This is a genomic window from Xanthobacter oligotrophicus, from assembly GCF_008364685.1.
GTDB classification, from domain to species: domain Bacteria; phylum Pseudomonadota; class Alphaproteobacteria; order Rhizobiales; family Xanthobacteraceae; genus Xanthobacter; species Xanthobacter oligotrophicus.
Genome location: NZ_VTTL01000012.1, coordinates 155,008 through 177,965, shown reverse-complemented (window position 1 = coordinate 177,965; position 22,958 = coordinate 155,008). Strand labels below are relative to the sequence as shown.

Here is a 22,958-nt window from a genome sequence, read left to right as displayed (position 1 = left end):
TGGCTGGAGCACTTCCAGGGAGGCCGGCGCGCTGCGCCTCGGGGTCCTGCCTCCCGGCGCCGCCTGCGCTATGGTGCCCGCCGCAGCAACGGGCGAATCCCTCATGGATCAGGTGGACACGGATCAGGTGGAAGCCATCGTCATCGGCGCCGGCGTGGTCGGCCTCGCCGTCACCCGCGCGCTGGCCCGGGCGGGCCACGAGGTGGTGCTGATCGAGGCGGCGGGAGCCATCGGCACCGGCATCTCCGCGCGCAATTCCGAGGTCATCCATGCCGGCATCTATTACGAACCGGGAAGCCTGAAGGCCGAGCTGTGCGTGAAGGGGCGCGACGCGCTCTATGCCTTCTGCGCAAGCCATGGGGTCGGCCATTGCCGTATCGGCAAGCTCATCGTCGCCGCCAGCGCGGCCGAGGTGGCGTATCTGGAAAAGCTCGCCGCCCATGGCGCGGCCAACGGGGTCAGCGACCTTGAGATGCTGGACGGCGCGGGCGCGCGCACGCTGGAGCCGGCGCTGGATGTTCATGCCGCCTTGTTCTCGCCTTCCACCGGCATCGTGGATTCCCATGGCCTGATGCTGGCCCTTGAGGGCGACATGGAGGCCGCCGGCGGCGTGCTGGCCCTCGGCGCTCCGTTCGCCGGGGCGGAGCCGGGGCCGGACGGGCTGACGGTTCGCACCGGGGGTGACGCGCCCATGGTGCTGGGCTGCCGCCTGCTGGTGAATGCCGCCGGCCTCGATGCGCCGGACCTCGCCCGCCGGATCGCCGGCATGCCGGCACATCTCGTGCCCGAGCAGACGCTGGCGAAGGGCAATTACTTCACGTGCGGGCGCAAAGTGCCGTTCAGCCGCCTCATCTATCCGGTGCCGGAGCCGGGCGGACTGGGCACCCACCTCACCCTCGACCTCGGCGGCCAGGGCCGGTTCGGGCCGGACGTGGAATGGGTGCGCGAGCGGGACTACGGGGTGGACCCGGCCCGCAAGGCGTCCATGATGGCCTCCATCCGCCGCTACTGGCCGGATGTGCGGGAGGAGGACCTTGCCCCCGGCTATGCCGGCATCCGTCCCAAGATCCCCGGGCCAAACGGCGGGCCGCAGGATTTCGTCATCCAGGGGCCGGTGGTGCATGGCATCGCCGGGCTGGTGAACCTGTTCGGCATCGAATCGCCCGGCCTCACCAGTTGCCTCGCCATCGCGGACAAGGTGCTGGAGGTGGCGCAAAAATAAGGGCCGCCCTTCGGGGCGGCCCTAAACTTCAGCAGCGCTGAACCGATCCGGCCTCAGGCCAGCTCGGTCTCCTTCTTGCGCTCCTCGCGCTTGCGCTCGTTGGGATCGAGGTAGCGCTTGCGCAGGCGGATGGACTTGGGGGTCACCTCCACCAGCTCGTCGTCCTGGATCCAGGCCAGCGCGCGCTCCAGCGTCATGCGGATCGGCGGCGTCAGGCGCACCGCCTCGTCCTTGGAGGTGGTGCGGATGTTGGTGAGCTTCTTGCCCTTGAGCACGTTCACTTCCAGGTCGTTGTCCCGGTTGTGGACGCCCACCAGCATGCCCTGGTACACCTTCCAGCCCGGCTCGATGATCATCGGGCCGCGGTCTTCGAGGTTCCACAGAGCATAGGCCACCGCCTCGCCCTGCTCGTTGGAGATGAGCACGCCGTTCACCCGGCCGGCGATCTCGCCCTTGTAGGGGGCGTATTCATGGAACAGCCGGTTCATGATGGCGGTGCCGCGGGTGTCGGTGAGCAGCTCCGACTGGTAGCCGATGAGGCCGCGGGTGGGAGCGTAGAACACCAGGCGCTGGCGATTGCCGCCGGAGGGGCGCATCTCCACCATCTCGGCGCGGCGCTCGCTCATCTTCTGCACGACGGTGCCGGAATATTCCTCGTCCACGTCGATGAGGACTTCCTCGATGGGCTCCAGCGCCTGGCCGGTGGCCTCATCCTTCTGGAACACCACGCGGGGACGCGACACGGCGAGCTCGAAGCCCTCGCGGCGCATGGTCTCGATCAGCACGGCAAGCTGAAGTTCGCCGCGGCCGGAGACGAAGAAGGAATCCTTCTCGGTGGATTCCTCGATCTTGAGCGCCACGTTGCCTTCCGCCTCGCGCAGCAGGCGGTCGCGGATGACGCGGCTCGTCACCTTGTCGCCCTCGGTGCCGGCCAGCGGCGAGTCGTTCACGATGAAGGTCATGGTGACGGTGGGCGGATCGATGGGCTGGGCCGCCAGCGGCTCGGTCACTTCGAGCGCGCAGAAGGTGTCGGCCACCGTGCCCTTGGAGAGGCCGGCGATGGCGACGATGTCGCCCTGCACGCCTTCCTCGATGGGCTGGCGCTCGATGCCGCGGAACGCCAGGATCTTGGAGACCCGGCCCTGCTCCACCAACGAGCCGTCCTGCGCCAGCACCTTGATGGGCTGGTTCGGCTTGATGGAGCCGGAGGTGATGCGCCCGGTGATCATGCGGCCGAGGAAGGGGTTGGCTTCCAGCAGCGTGCCGATCATGCGGAACGGGCCGTCATCCACGGTGGGCTCGGGCACGTGCTTCAGCACCAGGTCGAACAAGGGCGCCATGCCCTGGTCCGACGGGCCTTCCGGGCTCTCGGCCATCCAGCCGTTGCGGCCGGAACCGTAGAGGATGGGGAAGTCGAGCTGCTCGTCGGTGGCGTCCAGCGCCGCGAACAGGTCGAACACCTCGTTCACCACTTCCGTGATGCGGGCGTCGGAGCGGTCCACCTTATTGATGGCCACGATGGGCTTCAGGCCCACCTTCAGCGCCTTGCCCACCACGAACTTGGTCTGGGGCATGGGGCCCTCGGCGGCGTCCACCAGCACGATGGCACCGTCCACCATGTTCAGGATGCGCTCCACCTCGCCGCCGAAGTCGGCGTGGCCGGGGGTGTCCACGATGTTGATGCGCGTGTCCTTCCAGACCACCGAGGTGGCCTTGGCGAGGATGGTGATGCCGCGCTCCTTTTCCAGATCGTTGGAATCCATCACGCGCTCGGCCACGCGCTGGTTCTCGCGGTAGGAGCCCGACTGCTTGAGCAACTCGTCCACCAGCGTGGTCTTGCCGTGGTCGACGTGGGCGATGATGGCGATGTTGCGAAGCTTCATGGTCGTCCAGCACGAAAACGCGGGTCCGAATAACTCGGGCCCGCCGGGAAAGGGATTATTGCGGCGCAAAATACACACAAACCGATCAAGATCAATGCGCGCTGCCGAAACCGGCCGGAATTGGCGCGCATCTCTTGCCCGCGCGCCGGCTCTGGGCTTGAGAAAAAGCGGTGCGATGGACAAGCGAGCCTGAACGGGAGAATGGTGCCGTGTATTGGTTCCTGGACGGAGAGTTCCTGGTCGGTGGGCTGGTCAGCGTCGCCACCATCACCATCCAGGCGCTGGTGACCGTGCTCGTCATCAAGATCGGACGCATCTCCGCGCGCCACCTGTCCCCGCGCCGCAGGATCGTGACCCTGACCATCATCATGGGTGCGTCGGGGACGCTGCTCATGCTCGCGCATTTCATGGAAGTGGCGGTCTGGGCCGCCTTGTATGAGCTGGTGGGCGTGAGCCAGGACAAGGATGCCTATTATTTCGCCTTCGTGAATTTCACCACCCTGGGCTACGGCGACATCCTGCCCGAGCACCGGTGGCGGGTGCTCGCGCCCATCACGGCGGCGAACGGCATGCTGCTGTTCGGCTGGTCCACGGCGGTGCTGTTCGCGGTGCTGTCGCGGGCGCTGCGCATCCTGCGTTTGGGTTAAGGCCACCGGCCGGACCTGGGCTATAGTGGTCGCGCCCAAGGAAAACCCATGCCGCCACTAACGTTACGACAGGATGAGGTGCCCCGCCTCGGCCCGGACGAGGTCGCCGCCGCTACGGCGGTGATGGCGCGGCATCCCTATTTTGCCGACTTCCCGCTCTCCGTGCTGGCCGCCCTCATCGCCGGCGGCGAGAAGATGACGGTGGCGCCGGGCACCCGCCTCATCCAGCGGGGCGAGACTGACACGTTCGCGCTGCTGGTGGTGGAGGGCACGGCCGTCGTTACCATCGACACGCCCTATGCCCACGTGGAACTGGCCCATCTGGCGGCACCGGCGGTGATCGGCGAGATCGCGGCCTTCACCGGCGTTGCCCGCACCGCCCACGTGGATGCCGCAACGGAATTGACCGCCGTGCGGCTTTCGGCCGAGGCGCTGGAGGCGGCGGGCCGCGCCCATCCCGCCCTGCTTTCGGCGGTGATGCGCCAGTTCGGCAGCCGGTTCGAGACCTTCAACCGGGTCTTCGGCTTCTATGCCAATGCGCTCAACGCACTGGAGCGCCGCGAGTTCGACCTGAAGCTGCTGGACGAGCTGCGCAATCCCCTGCCCGAGCTGGTGGATTTCTCCCACTCCTTCCGCCGCCTCGCCGAGGCCATCATGACGCGGGTGGCGGAGCGCCGCGAGATGGCCAATGCCGCGGCCATCCAGCGCTCCATGCTGCCGCTGCCGCTTTCGGCGGACGTGCTCGGCGAACGCGCCGACATCGGCGCCGCCATGCGCCCCGCCAAGGACGTTGGCGGCGACTTCTACGATTATTTCCTCATCGACGCCCGCCATCTGGTGGTCAGCCTTGGGGACGTGGCCGGCAAGGGCACCCCCGCCGCCCTGTTCATGAGCGCCACCCAGACCGCCCTGCGCATGGTGCTGCGGCGGGAGGCGGACCTCTCCACCGCGGTGGCAACCGTGAACGACCTTTTGTGCGCCACCAACGGGGAGGACATGTTCGTCACCCTGTTCTGCGCCGTGATCGACCTTGAGAGCGGCGATCTCACCTACTGCAATTGCGGCCACACCGACGCGATGATCCTGCGCGCGGACGGCGCCATCGAGCGCCCCGCCGCCACCGGCATGGCGCTTGCCATCCTGGAGGGGATGAAGCCCCGCGCCGTCCGTGGCCGGCTTGCCCCCGGCGACCGGCTGTTCCTGTTCTCCGACGGGCTGACGGACGCCATCAACCTGGACGAAATCTCCTTCGGCGACGCGCGGCTGGAAGCGGCGGCGGTGCGCGCGCTGCACCTGCCGGCCGAGGCTTTCCTCGCCACATTGCTCGACACCGCCGCCGCGCATTCGGGCGAGGCCCCGCAATTCGACGACATGACCGCGCTGGCCGTCACCTTCACGCCCGTGGGCTGAACGGCCGCTCGCGACGGTCAGGCGGTGGCGTAGAGGCCCTCGATCTCCGCCGCATACTTCTTCTGGATGTTGGAGCGCCGCACCTTCATGGTGGCGGTCACCTCGTCGTCGTCGTGGTCCAGTTCCTTGGTGAGGAGGTGGAAGCGCCGGATGTGGGAGACCTGCGCCAGTTGCCCGTTGGCTTTCGCGACCTCGCCCTCGATCAGCGCGCGCACCTTGGGATTCTCCGCGAGGTTGCGGAAATTGGTGTAGGAAACGGCGTTCTCCTCGGCCCATTTGCCCACCGTCTCGAAATCGATCTGGATCAGCGCCGAGACATATTTGCGCGCCTCGCCGATGACGATGCATTCCTTGATGAAGGCGCTGCCCTTGGCCACGTTCTCGATCTCGGACGGGCTCAAATTCTTGCCCCCCGCCGTGATCATGATGTCCTTCAGGCGATCGACGATCTTTACCTGGCCATCCACGAACTCCACCACGTCGCCGGTGTGGAGCCAGCCGTCGCGCAGAGCGCTCGCGGTGGCCTCCTCGCTCTTGTAGTAGCCGGCGAACACGATGCCGCCCTTCACCAGCAGTTCGCCGTGATCGCCGCGGGCAAGGCTCACCCCCTCCGCCGCCGGTCCCACGCAGCCGGGCACGAGGTTGGACAGCCTTTGCCCGGTGGCCATGCCGCTGGTCTCGGTGGCGCCATAGACCTCGATGAGCGGCACGCCGATGGTGCGGAAGAAGCGCACGATGTGGGGCGAGATGGGCGCCGCCCCCGTCATGGCCACCCTCACCTTGCCGAGGCCGATGAAATTCTGCAAAGCCCGGAAGAACAGCAGCCAGCCGATGAAGAACACTGCCCGCTGATAGGGCGTCCTTTTCTCCGGCGCGGTCTCGGCGAAGGGCTGGCACGCCGCCATGAGGCGCTCGAACAGGGCGCGGCGCACGCCGCCCACCTCCAGCATCTTGATGTAGATGGAGGCGTGCAGCTTCTCCCAGATGCGCGGCACGCCGAGGAACATGCTCGGCGCCACCTCGCGCAGGTCCTCCTGGATGGTGCGGATGGACTCGCCGAAATTCACCTGCGAGCCGAGATAGAGCGGCGTCATGGTGGTGAGCATCTGCTCGGCCACATGGCACAGGGGCAGATAGGAGACGTGGGTGGTATCGGCATCGAGCCCCAGCCGCTCGGCGATGGCGATGGCCTGCGCCCGCAGGTTGCCGTAGGTGAGCATGGCCCCCTTCGGCTTGCCGGTGGAGCCGGAGGTGTAGATCATCAGCGCGATATCGGTGAGGGACTGGCGCGCCAGCACCTCGTCCAACAGGCCGGGATGCGCCTTGAGGTGCTGCTCGCCGGCCGCGACGAGGTCGTCGAACGACAGCACCGTGCCCGGCGCATAGGCACGCAGGCCCTTCCGCTCCATCACCACGATGGACTTGAGCAGGGGCAATTCGTCCCGCCGCTCCAGCACCTTGTCCACCTGCTCCTGGTCCTCGCACACCACGACCTGGGTGTCCGAATGGCCGAGCACATAGGCCACCTCATTGGCCGGGCTGGTGGGATAGACCCCCACCGTCACCGCCCCCACAAGGCCGGCACCGAGCTGGGCCAGCACCCATTCGATGCGGTTTTCCGAGAGCACCGCCACATGGCCGCCTGCGCCGAGCCCGAGCGCGCGCAGGCCGTGGCCGACAGCGGCGGCGCGCGCGAAATAATCCTGGAACGAGACCGGGTTCCAGATGCCGAAATCCTTCTGGCGGATCGCGGTGCGCTCCCCCTGGCGCTGGGCGTGGAGGCGTAGCATCTGCGGCAGGGTCAGGTCGGGAAAATTGGGTGCGGTCATCGCGGGGTTCATGACGCGCCTCTCACGAAAGCCAGCGCTTGCGGCGCTTGTAGTGCTTGATGTCGCGGTAGCTTTTTTCGCCCCGCTCCCCGGCCATGCCGAGATAGAATTCGCGCACGTCCTCGTCCGCCATCAGCCGCTGCGTGGGGCCGTCGAGCACGATCTTGCCGGTCTCCATGATGTAGCCGTAGTGGGAGACCGCGAGCGCCACGGCGGCGTTCTGCTCCACCAGCAGCATGGAGACGCCGCGCTCCCGGTTGATGCGGGCGATGATGGTGAAGATCTCCTCCACCAGCTTGGGCGACAGGCCCAGCGACGGCTCGTCCAGCAGGATGAGCTTGGGCTCGGCCACCAGCGCGCGGCCGATGGCCAGCATCTGCTGCTCGCCGCCGGAGAGATAGCCCGCCCGCCCGCTCCGCCGCTCATAGAGGCGGGGGAAATAGGCATAGACGGCATCGAACGAGGCGGGCTTGCCCGCCCGCCCGGTGAGGGCATAGGTGGCGGCGACGAGGTTTTCCTCCACCGTGAGGTCCTCGAAGATGCGCCGGCCTTCCATGACGTGGAACAGCCCGCGCCGCACCAGCCCATGGGGCGTGAGCGCGGCGAGCGGCGCGCCGTCGAACGAGATGGCGCCCGCCGTCACCGCGCCGTCCTCCAGCTGGAGCAGGTTGGACACGGCCTTCAGCGTGGTGGACTTGCCGGCCCCGTTGGAGCCGAGCAGGGCCACCACCTGCCCTTCCTGAACGCGCAGGGAGAGGCCGCGAAGCACCTGGACCGTCCTATTGTAGACGACCTCGATATTGCTGATTTCCAGTATGGGCTTCGCGGTCATCTTCATCACTTCTTCAGGCTGATCCAGTCGGAGGCCGGCTTCATCTGCTTGTCGGCGGCGCTGTAGGAATAGATCCGCCCCACCGGCACCGAATTACCGGGGATGGAGATGGGCACGCCGATGATGCCGCCGGTGTCGAAATCCTTGATGGTGTTGAGCGATGCCTTGAGGTTTTTCGCGGTCAGGTCCTTGCCCGCCTCCAGCGTGCGCTTCGCCGCCTCGGTCATCAGCATGGCGGTGAGGAAGCCCTGCATGTAGCCCGTGGCCTGGTAGGTGGGCCGCAGCTTGCGGATCTTCTCCAGAATGGGCGCGTCGGGGGCGGTGTCGTAATAATAGCGATAGGGCATCACGCCCATGTAGCCGTCGGCCGGCGCGCCCACATTGGCCCACAGGGAATTGTCCATGGACCAGAAGGTGCCCATGAACCGGCTCTTCAGCCCCAGCTGCTTGGCTTGCGACAAGAATTCCGGCAGCGGCGCCAGCACATAGCCGTGGAAGATGGTGAAGTCCGGATTGGCGCGGCGCAGCTTCAGGATCTCGGTGGAGACGTCCACCGCCGTGGGCGGGGTGACGATCTGGCCGACCACCTCCAGCCCCATCTCTTTGGCGCGCTTCACGCTGGCCTCGATGGGGTCGCGGCCGAACTCGGTGTCCGAGTTCACGAAGACGATTTTCGCGCCCTTCTGCTCTTTCGCGATGTATTCGAGCAGGATGGCGATCATCTCCACGTAATCGGGACCGGCCATGAACTGGAACGGATACTTTTCCGGATTGTTCAGCTCGCTGCCGAAGGAGGCGCCCGCCATCAGGATGGAGCCGCGGCGGTTCAGCTCCTCGTTGATGGTCTTCGCGAAGCCCGTACTGTCCCCGTAATAGAGGTGGATGTCGTTCTGGGTGGTGAGCTTGTTGAAGACCGCCACCGACTGGTCCACCTTGTAGGCGGTGTCCTCGTAGGCAAGACGCAGCTTGCGGCCGGCGACGCCCCCCGCCTCGTTGGTGATCTTCACGAAATCCGAGATGCCCGCCTCGATGGCGACGCCGGCAAAGGCGAACACCCCGGTGAGCGGGATGGAGCCGCCGATCACCAGTTCCTTCTCGTCAGCAAAGGCGGAAAGCGGCGAAAAGAACGTGGATGCGAGGCCCGCCGTGGCGAGGCCGAGGACGTGGCGTCGGTTCAGGTCCGTCATTGGCATTTCCTCCGTAGTCTTGTTCGTTATTGTGTTTTGCTTTGGCGTTGCAGCGCTTGGGTCAGGTCTTGAACGGCCACAAATGGAAGAAGCGGCGGATGCGGCGCACGATCTCCGCCAGCCCCTGCGGCTCGAACACCAGGAAGAAGATGATGAGCACGCCGAACACGATGGTGCGCACCGGCGACAGCGCCGCCCCCGCATTGGGGAAGACGGGGCCGAGCCACTCCACCACGTATTTCAGCAGCTCTGGCACCAGCGTCATGAAGGCGGCGCCGAGAATGGGACCGAGGATGGTGCCGAGCCCGCCCACGATCACCGCCGCGAGGAAGAAGATGGAGGTGGCGAACGGAAAGCTTTCCGGCGTCACCACGCGGAAGAAATAGGCCCACATGCCCCCCGCCACCCCGGCGTAGAAGGACGACAGGGCAAAGCTCATGAGCTTGTATTGTAAAAGCGGAATGCCCAGCACCTCGGCCGAGATGTCGCGGTCGCGGATGGCGATGAAGGCGCGGCCGATGCGGGTGCGGAACAGGTTCGCCGCGGCGAGCACCATCAGCGCCGTGACAGGCACGACGACGAAATAGAGCGCGAACGGCGAGGCCAGCTCGATGCCGAAGAGGCGCGCCGGCGCCACGTTCACCCCGCTCATGCCGCCGGTCACCGACACCCAGTTGGTGAAGACGAAATGCAGGATGAAGGAGGCAGCGATGGTGGCGATGGCGAGATAAAGCCCCTTCACCCTCAGGCTCGGCACCCCCACCAGTACGCCCACCAGCGCCGCGACGAGACCCGCCACGAAGATGTTGAGGAGGAAGGGCGTGCCCAGATGCCCGTCGAGGAACGCCACCGCATAGGCGCCCACCGCCATGAAGGCGGCCTGCCCGAGACTCACGAGGCCGGTATAGCCGGTGAGGATATTGAGCCCGGTGGCGCTCGCCACATTGATGGCGACGAGGCAGGCCAGATACAGCCAGTAGGCGTTGAGCACGAACGGCGCCAGTACCAGAACGAGGGCGAGGATGATCATCCACGCCCGCTGCGTCCGCGTGGTCAGCAGCCCCTCGTCGGCGATGTAGGTTTCCTTGGCGGTGGCGATGCGCATCAGAGCCGCTCGATTTCAACGGTGCCGAACAGGCCGTAGGGCCGGATCATCAGCGCCGCGATGAGGAGGGAAAAGGTGGTGACGAGCTTGAACTCGCCGCCGAGGAAGGTGCCCGCCCATGCCTCCACGAGGCCGATGAGCAGGCCGCCCACCAGCGCCCCGAGCACGGAATCCAGCCCGCCGATGATCACCACCACCAGCGCCGAGAGGCCGAACACCCCCATGGTGGGCGAGATGCCGCCGATGGCGCCGACAAGGATGCCCGCCCCCGCCGCCGTGGCGCAGGCGACGATCCAGGCCAGCGAAAACACGCCGGGCACATTGATGCCGCAGGAATAGGCCGCCGCCTGGTCGCTGGCGGTGGCCCTGAGCGCCACGCCGCCGCGCCAGAAGCGGAACAGCAGCAGGAACAGGGCGATGACCACCCCCGCCACGGCGAAGCCGATGGCGATCTTGCGCGAGACATAGGCCTCGCCGATGAACACCGGCGTCGCGCCCATGAAGTCCGGCAGCGCGCGCGGATCGGTATTCCACACCAGCTCCGCCACGCCCATGAGCACCGAGCCGAGCCCCACCGTGACCATGAAGACGGAGATGGGGGCCTCCCCCAGCATGGGCCGGATCAGCGCCCGTTCCACCAGCGCCCCCACCACGCCGCCGCCGGCGATGGCAAGCGGGATCGCCGCCCACACCGGCAGGCCGAAGCCGGCCGAAAAGGCGAAGAACAGGTAGCCGCCGAGCATGAGGATCTCGCCGACCGCAAGGTTGATGACCCGCGTCGCCTTGTAGATCAGCACGAAGGCCAGCGCAGTGAGCGCCAGCAGCGCCCCGGAGCCGAGGCCCGCCAGCGTCACCTCGGCGAAGAACAGCCAGTCCATCAGGCGGCCTCCCCGATGGCGGAAAGGCGCCGCATCAGCTCGGCCGGGTTACCGCTGCCGAGATAGGCGGCGGCCACCTGCGGATCGCCCTGCACCTGCGCCGGCGGCCCCTGTGCGATCACCTTGCCGAAATTGAGCACCACCACATGGTCGGAGATGTCCATCACCATGCCCATGTCGTGCTCCACCATGAGGATGGAGATGCCCCACTCCTCCTTCACGTCGAGGATGAAGCGGGCCATGTCCTCGGTCTCCTCCCGGTTCATGCCCGCCACCGGCTCGTCGAGCATGAGCAGGCGCGGCCGCATGGCCAGCGCCCGGGCCAGTTCCACCCGCTTCTGCAGGCCGTAGGACAGGGAGGCGACCGGCTTGTTGCGGATGTGGTCGATCTCGAGGAAATCGATGATCTGCCGCTCCACCTCGGCCCGCAGCTCCATCTCCTCGCGCCGGGCGGCGCCCCAGTAGGCCAGGGCCTGAAGCAGGTTGGTGCGCATGTGGGCGTGGCGGCCGAGCTTGATGTTGTCGAGCACCGTCATGCCCTTGAACAACGCGATGTTCTGGAAGGTGCGCGCCAGCCCCGCCCGCGCCCGCGCCGGCGGATGGGTATGGGTGATATCCTGCCCGTCGAGGCGGATATGCCCCTCGCGCGGCCGATAGAAGCCGGAGATGCAATTGAACAGCGAGGTCTTGCCGGCGCCGTTCGGCCCGATGAGGGCGGTGATGGTGCCGGGACGCACCTCGAACGACACGTCGGTGAGCGCCTTGAGCCCGCCGAACGACAGGCTGAGGCCGGATACGGCCAGATGAGCGGGCGCGAGGGTGCCGGGCGCGGGGCGCGTCATGGCCGCTCCCCATATGGCATGGCGGCGCGGGCGCGCGGCCCGGCGCGAACGGCCGAGTTCAGCGTGGTCAAGGCGTTTCCCCTCCCAAGGGTACCCAACATGGTCTGTTGCGACCCGTCCCCGGTTCTTGTCCGGGGATCTTTGACAAACGTTCGCCGCCGCCTCAGATGGCGGAGCGGCTCAAGGCGTAACGCGCAAAGATGCGTTCCACCGGCGCGTCGATCTCACGGCCGGCGCGCACGAAGCCCTTGCGCCAGTCCACCAGATGCCGGCGCATCCACAGCCGCGCGCCCTCGAGGTCGCGCGCGGCGATGGCGTCGATGATCCTGCGGTGCGCCTCCACCATGCGCGGCCCGCCCTCCGGCACCCGCCGGCAGATCATCTCGGACGAGGGAAAGAACAGGAGCGCCGCCGGCTCGCGCGCCAGCTCCAGCACCCGGTTCCGGGAGGCATGGGCCACCAGCGCGTGGAATTCGGTGTCGATTTCCGACAGCAGGACCGGATTGCCGATGGCCTGCTCGATGCGGGACTGGTTGGCCTCAAGCGCCGCGAGAACCTCCTCGTCCGCATGGGCCACCGCCCCTTCCACCGCCCCCACCTCCAGGATGAGCGCAGTGTCGAACAATTCGCGGAAGGTGACATCCTGCAGCACCAGCGCGCGGCTCATGCGGCTGGAGAGCGCGTCGTAGCGCGGCTCGCAGACATAGAGCTTGCGCCCCGCCTCCCGCCGCACCAGCCCGCCCTGCTCCAGCACGCGGATGCCCTCGCGCACGGTGGAGCGGTTGACGCCGAACTGCCGCACCAGCGCCGCCTCGGTGCCGATCTCGTCCCCCGGACGCAGGCGGCCGGACACGATCTCGGCCTCGATGGCCTCGGCGACCATCTCGTAGGCCGAAGGCACCCGGATGCGATCGAAACGGTCAGCAATCGTGTCGGACATGACAGCGTTTTTCCGCTTTGTCGGACAAACGGTCTCACCCCCGCACAGGCTTGTCAAGGGCGCATGCACCGTCGTCCCGCGCCCGGGACCAGCCCGGCCGCGCCCGCTCAACCATGGGATTTGTGCCGCCCGCGACGCCCTATGTCCGTGCCCGCAGCACCTTGCCCGGGTTCATCAGGCCCAGGGGATCAAGCGCGGCCTTCACCGCCCGCATCAGGTCCAACTCCACCGCCGACTTGTAGTGCTCCGCCTCAGCGACGCGCAGTTGGCCAAGGCCGTGCTCGGCGCTGATGGAGCCACCCAGCGTGACGACCACATCATGGACGACGCGATTGATCTCGCCCTGCCGCGCCACCCGCGTCGCCTCGCTCCAGTCGCGCGGAACGACTGGATTGTAGTGGAGGTTGCCATCGCCCACATGGCCGAAGGTGAAGGGCAGGATGCCGGGAAAGGCCCGTTGGAGCGCCGCATCGGCGCGGGCGATGAACTCGGGGATCGCCGAGACCGGCACGCTGATGTCGTGCTTCACCCCGCGCCCGGCGTGCTTCTGCGCCTCCGCCTGCGCCTCGCGCAGCGCCCAGAGCCGGCGGCGCTGGTCGCCCGAGGCGGCGACCACCGCATCCTCCACCAGCCCCTCCTCCAGCCCGGCTTCCAGCAGGCCTTCCAGCGCCTGCCGAAGCCCGTCGCCCTCCGCCTGCCCGCTCGCCTCGATCAGAAGATACCAGGCGTGCCGCCCGGCGAAGGGGGAGGACAGGCCCGGCACCGCCGCCACCGCGAACTCAACGCTCGGGGCGCGCATCAGCTCGAACGCCGACAGGCCGTCGCCGAGCCGCGCCCGGGCCAGGCAGAGGAGGCGGATAGCGGCGGTCACGTCGCCGATCCCCGCCATGGCGGTCTCCACCGCCCGCGGGCGCGGAAACAGCCGCAGGACAGCCGCGGTGATGATGCCGAGGGTGCCTTCCGACCCGACGAACACCTGCTTCATGTCGTAACCGGCGGTGTCCTTGCGCAGGGCACGCAGGGCGTCGAAGACGCGGCCGTCCGGCAGTACCGCCTCGATTCCGAGGGTCAGCGCGCGCATGGTGCCGTAGCGCAGGACTTGCGTCCCGCCCGCATTGGTGGCGAGGTTCCCGCCGATGCGGCACGAGCCCTCCGAGGCGAGGGAGAGAGGAAAGAGCCGGTCGACGGCCTGTGCCGCCTGCTGCACCTCTAATAGGGTGGCGCCAGCCTCCACGGTGAGGGTGTCGTTGGCCGCATCCACGGCCCGCACGCGCCGCATGCGATCAAGGGCGATGATGACGGCCCGGCCCGAGTTGTCGGGCTGCGCGCCGCCGGCAAGGCCGGTATTGCCGCCCTGCGGAACCATGGGGATGCGCGCCTGCGCGCAGGTGGCCACCACCTGCGCCACCTGTGCCGTGGAGGCCGGGCGGAGCACGAGCGCCGCCTCGCCCCGGAAGGCGCCGCCGAAGCCGACGCGAAACGGCAGAGTGTCTTCGGCCCCCTCACGGACGCCGGCGGGTCCGACAATCTCTTTGAGGCGGTTCAGGGCGTCTTCGAAGGACAGGGTGGAGGCGACAAAAGGAGCGGACGCCCCCGTCACCGCACTTCTCCCGGCGCGTCGAAGGCGAAGGCGCCGGCATGCCGCCGGGCTACGGCGAGAAGATCGCCCAGGCGGGGCGCGCCGAGCTGGCCCATGGCCACCTGAAGCTCTTCCGTGAGCATCTCCGCCACATAATCCGCACCGCCCTCCCCCAGCGCCGCAAGACCCATGAGGAAGGCGCGGCCGCAGAAGGTGCCGTGGGCGCCCAGAGCCATTGCCCGCGCCACGTCGAGGCCGGAGCGGATGCCGCTGTCGTAGAGCACGGTGGCGCGGCTGCCCGCCACGGCGGCGATGGCTGGTAGCACGTCGATGGCGGCAGGCGCGGCATCGAGCTGGCGGCCGCCGTGGTTGGAGACCAGAATGCCGTCCACGCCGATGGCGATCGCCTGTTCCGCATCGGCGGGATGCAGGATGCCCTTCATCACCAGGGCGCGCGGCCAGGCATCCCGCAGGCGCTTCACCACCTCCCACGAGAAGGTGCCCTTGATCTCGTTCTGCACGAAGCCGGCGGTCCTCGCCTGAGTGGCGGGCGGCTCCACATAGGGCGTCATGTTGGCGAAGGCGGGCATGCCGGCCTTCAGCAACGCCAGCGCCCACGGCCAGGCGAGCGCCACGTCCCGTATCGTGCGCGCCGTGGTGCGGAACGGCACCACGAGGCCGTTGGCGAGGTCGCGCGGGCGCTTGGACCGCACCGGCGCGTCCAGCGTCGCCACCAGCGCCTGCGCGCCGGCCGCCTCCGCGCGGCGGACCAGATCGAAGGTCACCAGATGGTCCCGCCCCGGCAGGCCGTAGAGCTGGAACCACGTGCAGTCGCCCGCCAGCGCCGCCACCTCCTCGATGGAGGCTCCGGCCAGGGTGCCGGTGATGTAGGGAATGCGCGCCTTGCCCGCGGCCTTCGCGAGCAGCCGGGTGGCATCGGGCCAGACCAGCGTGTCCATGCCCACCGGCGAGATGCCGATGGGGGCGCTGTAGCGCGTGCCGAACAGCTCCACCTGCGTCTCAACCGGCCCGGGCGCGCCATAGCGCGGCACCAGTTCTACAGCATCGAGCGCCGCGCGGTTGCGCGCGACGCCCTTGTCCGCGCCGGTGCCGCCCTCCAGGAAATCGAACGCGAAGCGCGGAATGCGCCGCCGCGCCGCCCGCTCCAGATAATCGAGGGTCGGCATCTTCTGCTTCAACCGGGCGGCAGCGCTGGTGCCGGAGCCCGCGCCCCACGCCTGCGCCGCGGGCCGGGTTGGGGCCGGCGCCTCCGGGCCTTGCCGGAGCGCTCCCGAAGGCGTCTGCGTCATGGCGGCGCTTCCTCGTTCTGTTCTGATTGCCCCCTTGGTAGATCGGGCCCGCCATCACTGCAAATAATTACGCCTTATCGCAAAGATCACTTGGTGTGATTTCACGTCTGCGTCCGCGGGGCTGGCGCGTGCGGCCCGTCGGGGACCGATGCACGAAGGCACTGGCGGAGGTTGCCGCATCCACCAAGTCGCGACGGATCACCTCGACCACCGCATCGGCCGCCGCTGACACCGCCCGCCTTGGATGGTGCACCACGGCGATGGACCGCGCGAGCCGTGGCGTGGCGAAATGGTGGGCGCGCACCCGGCCGGCGGCGAGCGCCTGATGCAGCGCGATGGTGGGCAGGACGGTGACGAGGCCGGTGGTCGCCACCACCTCGCAGATGGCGGAGAGGGTGTCGATCTCGATACGTGGCTTCAGCTCAACACCCGCCTTCGCCGCCTGCTCCTCCAGGATCATGCGCAGGCCGTGGCGCTTGGAGGGCATCACCAGATCGCATCCGGCAAGGTGGGCGAAGGTGAGGTCCGCCGGCACGGCGACGGGGGATTCTTTCCGGCAGGCGAACACCATCTCCTCGTCGAGCACATGGTGGGCCGCCAGACCGCGCATGTGGCGCGGCACGTTGATGATGGCGAGGTCCAGCTGGCCGGTGGTCACCCAGTCCATGAGCGTCTCGGTATAGCCCTCGCAGGCGGACAGCTCGACCTCGGGATAATTCTCCGCGATGCGGGCGGAAGAGCTGGCCAGCGTGCTCTGCGCCACCGAGGTGATGAGCCCCACCACCACCCGGCCGGCAACCCGGCCATCGAACCGCGCCATCTCCTGCATGGCGTGCTCCACATCCCGCACGATGGGGGAAACGAGCCGCACCAGCGCCTCCCCGGCCACCGTGGTGGTGACGCCGTGGGCGCTGCGATCGAAAAGCTTCTGCCCGAATTCGGCTTCCAACTTCGCCACCTGCATGCTGAGCGCCGGCTGCACGATGTTGAGCTGGCGTGCGGCGCGGGTCACGTTGCGCGTTTCCGCGAGGCAGAGAAAATACTGCATCTGCCTGAGATCCATGGCGTTCCCCCCCGAGCGAAGCGGCATTGCGGCCGCAGCGATCATCAAGACTGATGATCTCGATAATCATTCATTATTTGAAGTGATTATCCATGTCATCTATGACTTGATCAACGGGCTCTTTCCTGTGCGTCAGGGCCCGGCGCCAAGAAGGCAGAAACTGCACGTCGGCGCGGGAGGAGGCAGCACGCAGGCCAAGGCGCTCGGATGCCCCGGGGCGCTCCGCGCCGTCGCTCGTCCCGCATGCTGAACCGTTCCCCCGTCGCCGCCCGTCGGCACGCAGAGGTCTCGTCATGCTGGATCAGAAGCGGCTCATCATCGGCATTTCCGGCGCTTCAGGCGTGATGTACGGCGTGCGCATGCTCCAGCTCCTGCGCAATGCCGGGGTGGAGACGCACCTCGTCATGTCGAAGACGGCGGAAATCACCTTCGCCTACGAGACCGACCTGAAGATCGCCGACGTGAAGGCGATGGCGAACGTCACCCATTCCATCGAAGACATGGCCTCCGCCATTTCCTCCGGCTCGTTCCGCACCATGGGCATGGTGGTGGCCCCCTGCTCCATGCGCTCCATGTCCGAGATCTGCTCGGGTGTCACCTCCACCCTGCTCACCCGCGCCGCCGACGTGGTGTTGAAGGAGCGCCGGCGCCTGGTGCTGATGGCGCGGGAAACCCCGTTGCACACCGGCCACCTGCGCACCATGACGGCACTGTCCGAGATGGGCGCCATCATCGCCCCGCCGGTGCCGGCCTTCTACGCCAAGCCGGCGAGCCTGGAAGACCTCATCGACCACACGGTCGGGCGCGTGCTCGACCTGTTCGACATCGACCTCGGCATCGTGCGCCGCTGGGGCGAGGACGCCGGCCTCAAGCGCCGCACGCCGCCGCTTCGGCAGGTGAAAACCTGAGGCCAAGCAACAACCGGCCGACCCTGTTTCCACGCCACACGCCGTCCAGCCGACCGAAAGATGACGACCATGCGCAGCGAGCCCCGTCCCCGCCCTGTTCCAGCCCAGGCATCCGCCGATCTGCGCGCCTGGCTCGCCGCCCTCGCGGCGCGGGGGGAACTGGCGGTGGCGAAGGAGAACATCTCCCTCATCGACGAACTCGCCGCCGTCGCCAAGCGCACGGAGCGGGACAAGGCGGTGCTGTTTCCCCGACCCGACGGTCACGACATCCCGGTGGTGGTCAATCTCTTCACCCAGCGCGCCTGGGTGGCCGACGCCCTGGGGGTGGGCGAGGACGAGTTGCTCGCCCACTTCCTCGCCGCCGCCCGCGACCCGCTGCCGTGCGTGGAAGTCACTTCGGCAGCAGCACAGGACGTCGTGCACACCGACGTAGACCTGCTGAGGCAGTTGCCCATTCCCAAGCACAACGCATTGGACAGCGGCCCCTACATCACCGCCGGACTGCTCATCGCGCGCAACCCGGTCACCGGCATCCAGAATGTCTCCATCCACCGCTGCCAGATCAGCGGGCCGGACCGCATCGGCGTGCTGCTTTTGCCCCGCCACACCCTCGCTTACTACCGCATGGCGGAGCAGGCGGGCGAGGGGCTGGAAATCGCCATCGTCATCGGCGTGCACCCAGCGCTGCTTTTGGCCTCCCAGGCCATCTGCGCCCTCGACGAGGACGAGATGGAGATCGCCGGCGCGCTCCTCGGCCGCCCGGTGGAGGTGGTGAAGTGCAAGACCAATGCGGTGCGGGTGCCGGCCTGCGCCGAGATCGTGGTGGAAGGCCGCATCCTGCCCAGGGTCCGCGAGCCTGAGGGCCCGTTCGGCGAGTTCCCGCAATATTACGGCCCGCGCGCCGCCCGCGAGGTGATCCAGGTGGACGCCATCACCCATCGCCGGCATCCCATCTTCCACACCATCGTCGGCGGCAGCTTCGAGCATCTGGTGCTCGGCGGCGTGCCCCGCGAGGCAACCTTGCTCCAGCATCTCAAGCGCTCATTCCCCAACGTGCTCGACGTGCGGCTCACCCGCGGCGGAACCTGCCGCTATCATCTGGTGGTGAAGATCGACAAGGTGAGCGAGGGCGAGCCCAAGAACATCATCATGGGCGCGTTCGGCGGCCACTACGACATCAAGCAGGTGGTGGTGGTGGACAAGGACGTGGACATTTCCAGCCCCGACGAGATCGAATGGGCGATCGCGACCCGCTTCCAGGCGGACCGCGACATGGTGGTGGTGGCCGGCGCGCAAGGCTCCAAGCTCGATCCGTCGACGCAGGACGGTATCAGCGCGAAGCTGGGCCTTGATGCCACCGCCCCGCTCTCCGACGATCCCCTCGCCTTCCGCCGCATCCATGTGAAGGGCGAGGAGGACGTGGACCTCTCCGAGGTGCTGGTGAAGGATCCCAACGCCGCCTTCGCCCGCATCGTCGCCCAATTATCGTGAAGTCGACATCGTGAAGAAGGCTTCGTGAGCGTGTTGTGCAACGGACCGCCCGCTGGGCGGTGGCGATGGGGGCTTGCAAGAAGAGCCTCGTGTAAAATTCGCTAGAAGCCGGCCGCCCCAGGTGGACCGGACAGCAAAAGAGGCCGCACGGCCCGGTACGCCTGCGATGCAGGCCGATCGGCGCGCGGTCCACACCGGGAGGATGGAATGTTCCTGAAGACGACACGCAGCCTGGTGGCCGCAGGGGCACTGGCCGCGGCCCTGTTCGGCGCCGCCGCCGCCCATGCCGCGGACAAGGTCAAGGTGGGCATCAACAACGTGGTGTCCGACGTGGTCTTTCACCTCGGCGTCGAGCGCGGCTTCTTCGCCGAGCAGGGTCTGGAGGTGGAACTGGTCACCTTCGATTCCGGCCCGAAGATGATCGCGCCGCTGGGCGCCGGCCAGATCGACGTGGGCGCGGGCGCCTCCTCCGCCGGCCTGTACAACGCCTCGGCACGGGGCATCGACATCAAGGTGGTGGCGGACAAGGGCTCGACCCCGGTCCATTACGACTACATGCCGCTGCTGGTCCGCAAGGATCTGGTGGACAGCGGCAAGGTGAAGAGCATCGCCGACCTGAAGGGCCTGAAGATTGGCTCCGTGGGACCGGGTGCGGCGACCAATGCCAAGCTTGCCCACATCCTTGGAAAGCACGGCCTCACCTACAAGGACGTCAACCACATCTATATCGGCTATCCGCAACAGATCGCCGCCTTCACCACCGGCGCCATCGATGCCGCCATCACCACCGAGCCCTCGGCCACCCAGGCGGTGAACAATGGCGTGGCGGTGCGTTTCGTGGTGGACGGCTATCCCAACCAGCAGGTGGCCGTGCTGCTCTACGGCGGCGACTTCATCGCCAAGCGGCGCGATGTGGCCCAGCGCTTCATGGTGGCTTACGTGAAGGCGGCCCGCATCTTCAACGATGCCACCGCCGGCGGCAGGTTCGACGGCAAGGGTGCCCCCGAGGTCATCAAGACCATCATGCGCACCACCGGCCTCAAGGACGCCGAGCTGTTCGCGAAGATGATCCCGAACGGCATCAACCCCGACGGCGCGGTGGACATGCCGAGCCTTGCGGCCGACCTCAAGTTCTTCACCGAGAACGGCTATCTCGAACGTCCCGCCAAGGTGGAGGACGTGGTGGATGCCTCGTTCGCCACCGCGGCGGTGAAGGTTCTGGGCCCCTACAAGGTCGCACAGAACTGACGCGCGGGGCGCCGGGCGATCCGGAGCCCCATCCTGGCATCAACCACAAGACCCCGGTCCCTCGAAATGGCAATGGGGCGTCAAGCGCGAGCGGGAGGAACAAGGACCATGGCCGTTGTCAGCATGTTGAGCCCGAAGCCCAATGCCAGTCCGGAGCAGGTGCCGGTTCAGATCTCTCTGCGGGGCGTGCGCAAATATTTCGGGTCGTCCAGCTTTGTCGCGGTGGACGGCATCGACATCGACATCCCCCAAGGCCAGTTCTTTGTCATCGTCGGCCCGTCCGGCTGCGGCAAGACCACACTCTTGCGCATGCTTGCGGGGCTGGAGAGCATCAGCGAAGGCACCATGGCCATCAACCGGACCGATCCCAGCCGGCCAGAGAACTCCATGGTATTCCAGGGGGACAGCCTGTTTCCCTGGATGAGCGTCTACGACAACGCGGCCTACGGCCTGCGCATGCGCGGCGTGCGCGAGAAGGACGTGGCGGACAGCGTGCAGCTGTGGCTGGAACGCATCGGCCTGTGGCGTTTCCGCGACCGCTACCCCAACCAGCTCTCCGGCGGCATGCGCCAGCGCGTCTCCATCGTGCGCGCCTTCGCCAACGATCCGGAAATCCTGCTCATGGACGAGCCATTCTCGGCCCTCGACGAGCAGAACAAGATGCTGCTGCACGAAGAATTGCTGCGCATCTGGGAGGCCACCAAGAAGACCGTGGTCTTCATCACGCACTCGGTGGACGAAGCGGTGACACTGGGCGACCGCATCATGATCATGACCGCCAATCCGGGACGGGAGAAGGCGATCATCGACGTCCCCTTCGCCCGCCCGCGCAACGTGCTGGAACTGCGCCACGATCCGGCCTACGGCGACCTCGTGTTCCACATCTGGGAGCAGCTGCGCGACGAGGTGCAGCGCGCGCGACTGAATTCCGAGGGAGGCAAGTGATGGCGAAGCACAGGAGCTTCCACGGCGCGGAGCGGTTCATCGGCTTCCTGACGCCCCTTGCCCTGCTGGGCCTGTGGGAAGCCGCCGCCCGCACCGGGCTCATCGACGCGCGCTTCTTCCCCGCGCCGTCGAGCATCGTGCACACCTTCGGCGCGCTCGTCGCGTCGGGCGAATTGTGGACCAACCTCGCCGCCAGCCTGCGCCGGCTCCTGCTCGGCATGCTGGTGGGCGGGGTGCCGGCCCTGTTCCTCGGCCTCGCCATGGGCATCTCCCGGCCCCTGCGCGCCGCCATCGACCCGCTGATCTCGGCCACCTATCCGATCCCGAAAAGCGCAATCCTGCCTTTGGTGCTGCTCATCTTCGGGCTGGGCGAGACCTCGAAGGTGGTGATGGTGGCGCTCGGCGCCTTCTATCCCATCCTCATCAATACGGTGATGGGGGTCGCCAATATCGACAAGATCTACCTGGACGTGGGCCACAATTTCCGCGCCAGCCGCTGGCAGGTGTTCCGCACCATCGCGCTGCCGGGGGCGCTGCCCTCCATCATGGCGGGGGTGAAGCTGGCCATGGGCATGGGTCTCATCCTCATCGCCATCTCCGAGATGGTGGCCGCCTCCGACGGCATCGGCTACATGATCTGGAATGCGTGGCAGGTCCTCACCGTGGATACCATGTATGTGGGACTGCTCGTCATCGCCCTGCTCGGCTTCATCTTTTCCGCCATCCTTGACGAGGTGGAGCGTTTGCTGATCCCATGGAAGGCAAGGACCTGACGCACGGGAGCGCCGCATGTCCAATGCTTTGAGGATCGCGCACGGCGCATTCGGACGGGTGGCGCTCCTGGACATGGACCGCTCGCTGGTGCGCCATGCCCACCCCCACTGCCACGTGTTGCTGAAGGTGGAAGGCGCGGACACCACGTTCGCGGTCGGCGAGGGCATCGTCCCCCTCACCGACCGCACCGCCGTTCTGGTGAGCGGCTGGGAGCCCCATGCCTATGTTCACGATCCCGAGCAGCCGAAGACGGTCATCCTTGCCCTCTATATCGAGCCGGAGTGGCTGAAGACCTTCCGACCGGGCTGGGGCGCCTCCGGCATTCCCGGCTTCTTCGAGCAGCCGTGCGGGGAAGTCTCGCCGCGCATCCACCGCCTCGCCCACGACCTGGCGGAGGAGATGATGGCGCGCCCGGATGCGAATGCGACGCACGAGGCGCTGCTCGCCGATCTCATGATCGCCGTGGTGGAGCGCTTCACGCCGTGGCGCACCTTCTCCATCCGCGCCCTCGACGACCAAAGGCGCATGGACTGGCGCATCCGCCGCGTGGTGGAGGGCATGCGCGCCAACCTCGCCGACGATGTGGACACAACCGCCATGGCGAAGGGGGCAGGCCTGTCGCGCGCCCACTTCTTCCGCCTGTTCGAGGCCTCCACCAATGTGCCGCCGCGCATCTTTCTCAACGTGATGCGGGTGGAGGCGGCGGTGGCGGCGGTGACCTCCGAGGACAAGAGCTTCACCGACATCGGCGAGCGCCTGGGCTTTGCTGCTCCCTCCCATTTCACCCGCTTCTTCCGCGATCATACGGGCGTGACGCCCAGCGCCTTCCGCACCATTTCCCGCATGGCGCTGTGAGGGCTGGGCC

At 67.5% G+C, this 22,958-nt stretch carries 21 protein-coding genes; 10 read left to right on the top strand and 11 right to left on the bottom strand.

Annotation, left to right across the window (positions count from 1 at the left end):
• The first annotated feature begins 103 nt into the window (after nucleotides 1-103).
• Nucleotides 104-1,222, top strand: coding sequence for an NAD(P)/FAD-dependent oxidoreductase (locus tag FZ033_RS19990; protein WP_149577821.1), 1,119 nt, complete (start codon nucleotides 104-106; stop codon nucleotides 1,220-1,222).
• A 53-nt stretch (nucleotides 1,223-1,275) separates the two neighbouring features.
• On the opposite strand, the gene typA is transcribed toward FZ033_RS19990, so the two are convergent.
• The gene (gene typA, locus FZ033_RS19985; RefSeq protein ID WP_149577820.1) at nucleotides 1,276-3,105 is read right to left on the bottom strand and encodes a translational GTPase TypA; all 1,830 of its coding nucleotides are present in this window, start codon (nucleotides 3,103-3,105) and stop codon (nucleotides 1,276-1,278) included.
• Between the two features lie 209 nt (nucleotides 3,106-3,314).
• On the opposite strand from typA, the gene FZ033_RS19980 reads away from it, so the two are divergent.
• Both FZ033_RS19980 and FZ033_RS19975 read left to right on the top strand, forming a co-directional pair.
• A complete protein-coding gene (locus FZ033_RS19980; RefSeq protein WP_149577819.1) occupies nucleotides 3,315-3,752 on the top strand; it encodes a potassium channel family protein in 438 nt (145 codons plus the stop codon).
• Between the two features lie 48 nt (nucleotides 3,753-3,800).
• A complete protein-coding gene (locus FZ033_RS19975) occupies nucleotides 3,801-5,162 on the top strand; it encodes a PP2C family protein-serine/threonine phosphatase (protein ID WP_149577818.1) in 1,362 nt (453 codons plus the stop codon).
• 17 nt (nucleotides 5,163-5,179) lie between these two features.
• On the opposite strand, the gene FZ033_RS19970 is transcribed toward FZ033_RS19975, so the two are convergent.
• From FZ033_RS19970 to FZ033_RS19925, 10 genes are all read right to left on the bottom strand, one after another.
• On the bottom strand, nucleotides 5,180-6,991 hold the full coding sequence (locus tag FZ033_RS19970) for an AMP-dependent synthetase/ligase (RefSeq protein WP_149577817.1): 1,812 nt from the start codon (nucleotides 6,989-6,991) through the stop codon (nucleotides 5,180-5,182).
• A 22-nt stretch (nucleotides 6,992-7,013) separates the two neighbouring features.
• On the bottom strand, nucleotides 7,014-7,823 hold the full coding sequence (locus FZ033_RS19965) for an ABC transporter ATP-binding protein (RefSeq protein WP_149577816.1): 810 nt from the start codon (nucleotides 7,821-7,823) through the stop codon (nucleotides 7,014-7,016).
• A 5-nt stretch (nucleotides 7,824-7,828) separates the two neighbouring features.
• Nucleotides 7,829-9,010 carry an ABC transporter substrate-binding protein gene (locus FZ033_RS19960; RefSeq protein WP_149577815.1) on the bottom strand — a complete coding sequence of 394 codons (1,182 nt, stop codon included), beginning with the start codon at nucleotides 9,008-9,010 and terminating at the stop codon, nucleotides 7,829-7,831.
• Between the two features lie 61 nt (nucleotides 9,011-9,071).
• Nucleotides 9,072-10,115, bottom strand: coding sequence for a branched-chain amino acid ABC transporter permease (locus FZ033_RS19955; RefSeq protein WP_149577814.1), 1,044 nt, complete (start codon nucleotides 10,113-10,115; stop codon nucleotides 9,072-9,074).
• A complete protein-coding gene (locus tag FZ033_RS19950) occupies nucleotides 10,115-10,993 on the bottom strand; it encodes a branched-chain amino acid ABC transporter permease (protein WP_188079592.1) in 879 nt (292 codons plus the stop codon). Before FZ033_RS19950 ends, FZ033_RS19955 begins: the two co-directional genes overlap by 1 nt.
• A complete protein-coding gene (locus tag FZ033_RS19945) occupies nucleotides 10,993-11,835 on the bottom strand; it encodes an ABC transporter ATP-binding protein (RefSeq protein WP_149577812.1) in 843 nt (280 codons plus the stop codon). The genes FZ033_RS19950 and FZ033_RS19945 overlap by 1 nt, the downstream gene beginning before the upstream one ends.
• Nucleotides 11,836-11,998: 163 nt before the next feature.
• Nucleotides 11,999-12,775, bottom strand: a complete 777-nt coding sequence (locus FZ033_RS19940) for a FadR/GntR family transcriptional regulator (RefSeq protein ID WP_149577811.1) — start codon at nucleotides 12,773-12,775, stop codon at nucleotides 11,999-12,001.
• A gap of 139 nt (nucleotides 12,776-12,914) precedes the next feature.
• Nucleotides 12,915-14,375, bottom strand: coding sequence for an FAD-binding oxidoreductase (locus FZ033_RS19935; RefSeq protein ID WP_188079591.1), 1,461 nt, complete (start codon nucleotides 14,373-14,375; stop codon nucleotides 12,915-12,917).
• Nucleotides 14,372-15,664, bottom strand: coding sequence for an alpha-hydroxy acid oxidase (locus FZ033_RS19930; RefSeq protein WP_149577810.1), 1,293 nt, complete (start codon nucleotides 15,662-15,664; stop codon nucleotides 14,372-14,374). Before FZ033_RS19930 ends, FZ033_RS19935 begins: the two co-directional genes overlap by 4 nt.
• A gap of 67 nt (nucleotides 15,665-15,731) precedes the next feature.
• Complete coding sequence (locus tag FZ033_RS19925; RefSeq protein ID WP_149577809.1) at nucleotides 15,732-16,727, bottom strand: LysR family transcriptional regulator; 996 nt, start codon at nucleotides 16,725-16,727, stop codon at nucleotides 15,732-15,734.
• On the opposite strand from FZ033_RS19925, the gene FZ033_RS19920 reads away from it, so the two are divergent.
• The 7 genes from FZ033_RS19920 to FZ033_RS19890 all read left to right on the top strand — a co-directional run bounded on the left by FZ033_RS19920 (nucleotide 16,726) and on the right by FZ033_RS19890 (nucleotide 22,948).
• A complete protein-coding gene (locus tag FZ033_RS19920) occupies nucleotides 16,726-16,977 on the top strand; it encodes a hypothetical protein (RefSeq protein WP_149577808.1) in 252 nt (83 codons plus the stop codon). The genes FZ033_RS19925 and FZ033_RS19920 overlap by 2 nt on opposite strands.
• A gap of 43 nt (nucleotides 16,978-17,020) precedes the next feature.
• Nucleotides 17,021-17,635 (top strand): UbiX family flavin prenyltransferase, encoded by a 615-nt coding sequence (locus FZ033_RS19915; RefSeq protein WP_149577807.1) that lies wholly within the window; start codon nucleotides 17,021-17,023, stop codon nucleotides 17,633-17,635.
• A gap of 60 nt (nucleotides 17,636-17,695) precedes the next feature.
• On the top strand, nucleotides 17,696-19,126 hold the full coding sequence (locus tag FZ033_RS19910) for a UbiD family decarboxylase (RefSeq protein WP_408068497.1): 1,431 nt from the start codon (nucleotides 17,696-17,698) through the stop codon (nucleotides 19,124-19,126).
• A 207-nt stretch (nucleotides 19,127-19,333) separates the two neighbouring features.
• The gene (locus FZ033_RS19905; RefSeq protein WP_149577805.1) at nucleotides 19,334-20,374 is read left to right on the top strand and encodes an ABC transporter substrate-binding protein; all 1,041 of its coding nucleotides are present in this window, start codon (nucleotides 19,334-19,336) and stop codon (nucleotides 20,372-20,374) included.
• 108 nt (nucleotides 20,375-20,482) lie between these two features.
• Nucleotides 20,483-21,319 carry an ABC transporter ATP-binding protein gene (locus tag FZ033_RS19900; RefSeq protein ID WP_149577804.1) on the top strand — a complete coding sequence of 279 codons (837 nt, stop codon included), beginning with the start codon at nucleotides 20,483-20,485 and terminating at the stop codon, nucleotides 21,317-21,319.
• A complete protein-coding gene (locus FZ033_RS19895) occupies nucleotides 21,319-22,092 on the top strand; it encodes an ABC transporter permease (RefSeq protein ID WP_149577803.1) in 774 nt (257 codons plus the stop codon). The genes FZ033_RS19900 and FZ033_RS19895 overlap by 1 nt, the downstream gene beginning before the upstream one ends.
• A gap of 16 nt (nucleotides 22,093-22,108) precedes the next feature.
• Nucleotides 22,109-22,948, top strand: coding sequence for a helix-turn-helix domain-containing protein (locus FZ033_RS19890; protein WP_149577802.1), 840 nt, complete (start codon nucleotides 22,109-22,111; stop codon nucleotides 22,946-22,948).
• Nucleotides 22,949-22,958: the final 10 nt, after the last annotated feature.

Bases quoted from the DNA above. Each gene is read 5' to 3' on its own strand.
- FZ033_RS19990 (WP_149577821.1), top strand. From the start codon at position 104: ATGGATCAGGTGGACACGGATCAGGTGGAAGCCATCGTCATCGGCGCC.
- typA (WP_149577820.1), bottom strand. From the start codon at position 3,105: ATGAAGCTTCGCAACATCGCCATCATCGCCCACGTCGACCACGGCAAG.
- FZ033_RS19975 (WP_149577818.1), top strand. From the start codon at position 3,801: ATGCCGCCACTAACGTTACGACAGGATGAGGTGCCCCGCCTCGGCCCG.
- FZ033_RS19970 (WP_149577817.1), bottom strand. From the start codon at position 6,991: ATGACCGCACCCAATTTTCCCGACCTGACCCTGCCGCAGATGCTACGC.
- FZ033_RS19965 (WP_149577816.1), bottom strand. From the start codon at position 7,823: ATGACCGCGAAGCCCATACTGGAAATCAGCAATATCGAGGTCGTCTAC.
- FZ033_RS19960 (WP_149577815.1), bottom strand. From the start codon at position 9,010: ATGACGGACCTGAACCGACGCCACGTCCTCGGCCTCGCCACGGCGGGC.
- FZ033_RS19955 (WP_149577814.1), bottom strand. From the start codon at position 10,115: ATGCGCATCGCCACCGCCAAGGAAACCTACATCGCCGACGAGGGGCTG.
- FZ033_RS19950 (WP_188079592.1), bottom strand. From the start codon at position 10,993: ATGGACTGGCTGTTCTTCGCCGAGGTGACGCTGGCGGGCCTCGGCTCC.
- FZ033_RS19945 (WP_149577812.1), bottom strand. From the start codon at position 11,835: ATGACGCGCCCCGCGCCCGGCACCCTCGCGCCCGCTCATCTGGCCGTA.
- FZ033_RS19940 (WP_149577811.1), bottom strand. From the start codon at position 12,775: ATGTCCGACACGATTGCTGACCGTTTCGATCGCATCCGGGTGCCTTCG.
- FZ033_RS19930 (WP_149577810.1), bottom strand. From the start codon at position 15,664: ATGACGCAGACGCCTTCGGGAGCGCTCCGGCAAGGCCCGGAGGCGCCG.
- FZ033_RS19920 (WP_149577808.1), top strand. From the start codon at position 16,726: ATGGCGTTCCCCCCCGAGCGAAGCGGCATTGCGGCCGCAGCGATCATC.
- FZ033_RS19925 (WP_149577809.1), bottom strand. From the start codon at position 16,727: ATGGATCTCAGGCAGATGCAGTATTTTCTCTGCCTCGCGGAAACGCGC.
- FZ033_RS19915 (WP_149577807.1), top strand. From the start codon at position 17,021: ATGCTGGATCAGAAGCGGCTCATCATCGGCATTTCCGGCGCTTCAGGC.
- FZ033_RS19910 (WP_408068497.1), top strand. From the start codon at position 17,696: ATGACGACCATGCGCAGCGAGCCCCGTCCCCGCCCTGTTCCAGCCCAG.
- FZ033_RS19905 (WP_149577805.1), top strand. From the start codon at position 19,334: ATGTTCCTGAAGACGACACGCAGCCTGGTGGCCGCAGGGGCACTGGCC.
- FZ033_RS19900 (WP_149577804.1), top strand. From the start codon at position 20,483: ATGGCCGTTGTCAGCATGTTGAGCCCGAAGCCCAATGCCAGTCCGGAG.
- FZ033_RS19895 (WP_149577803.1), top strand. From the start codon at position 21,319: ATGGCGAAGCACAGGAGCTTCCACGGCGCGGAGCGGTTCATCGGCTTC.
- FZ033_RS19890 (WP_149577802.1), top strand. From the start codon at position 22,109: ATGTCCAATGCTTTGAGGATCGCGCACGGCGCATTCGGACGGGTGGCG.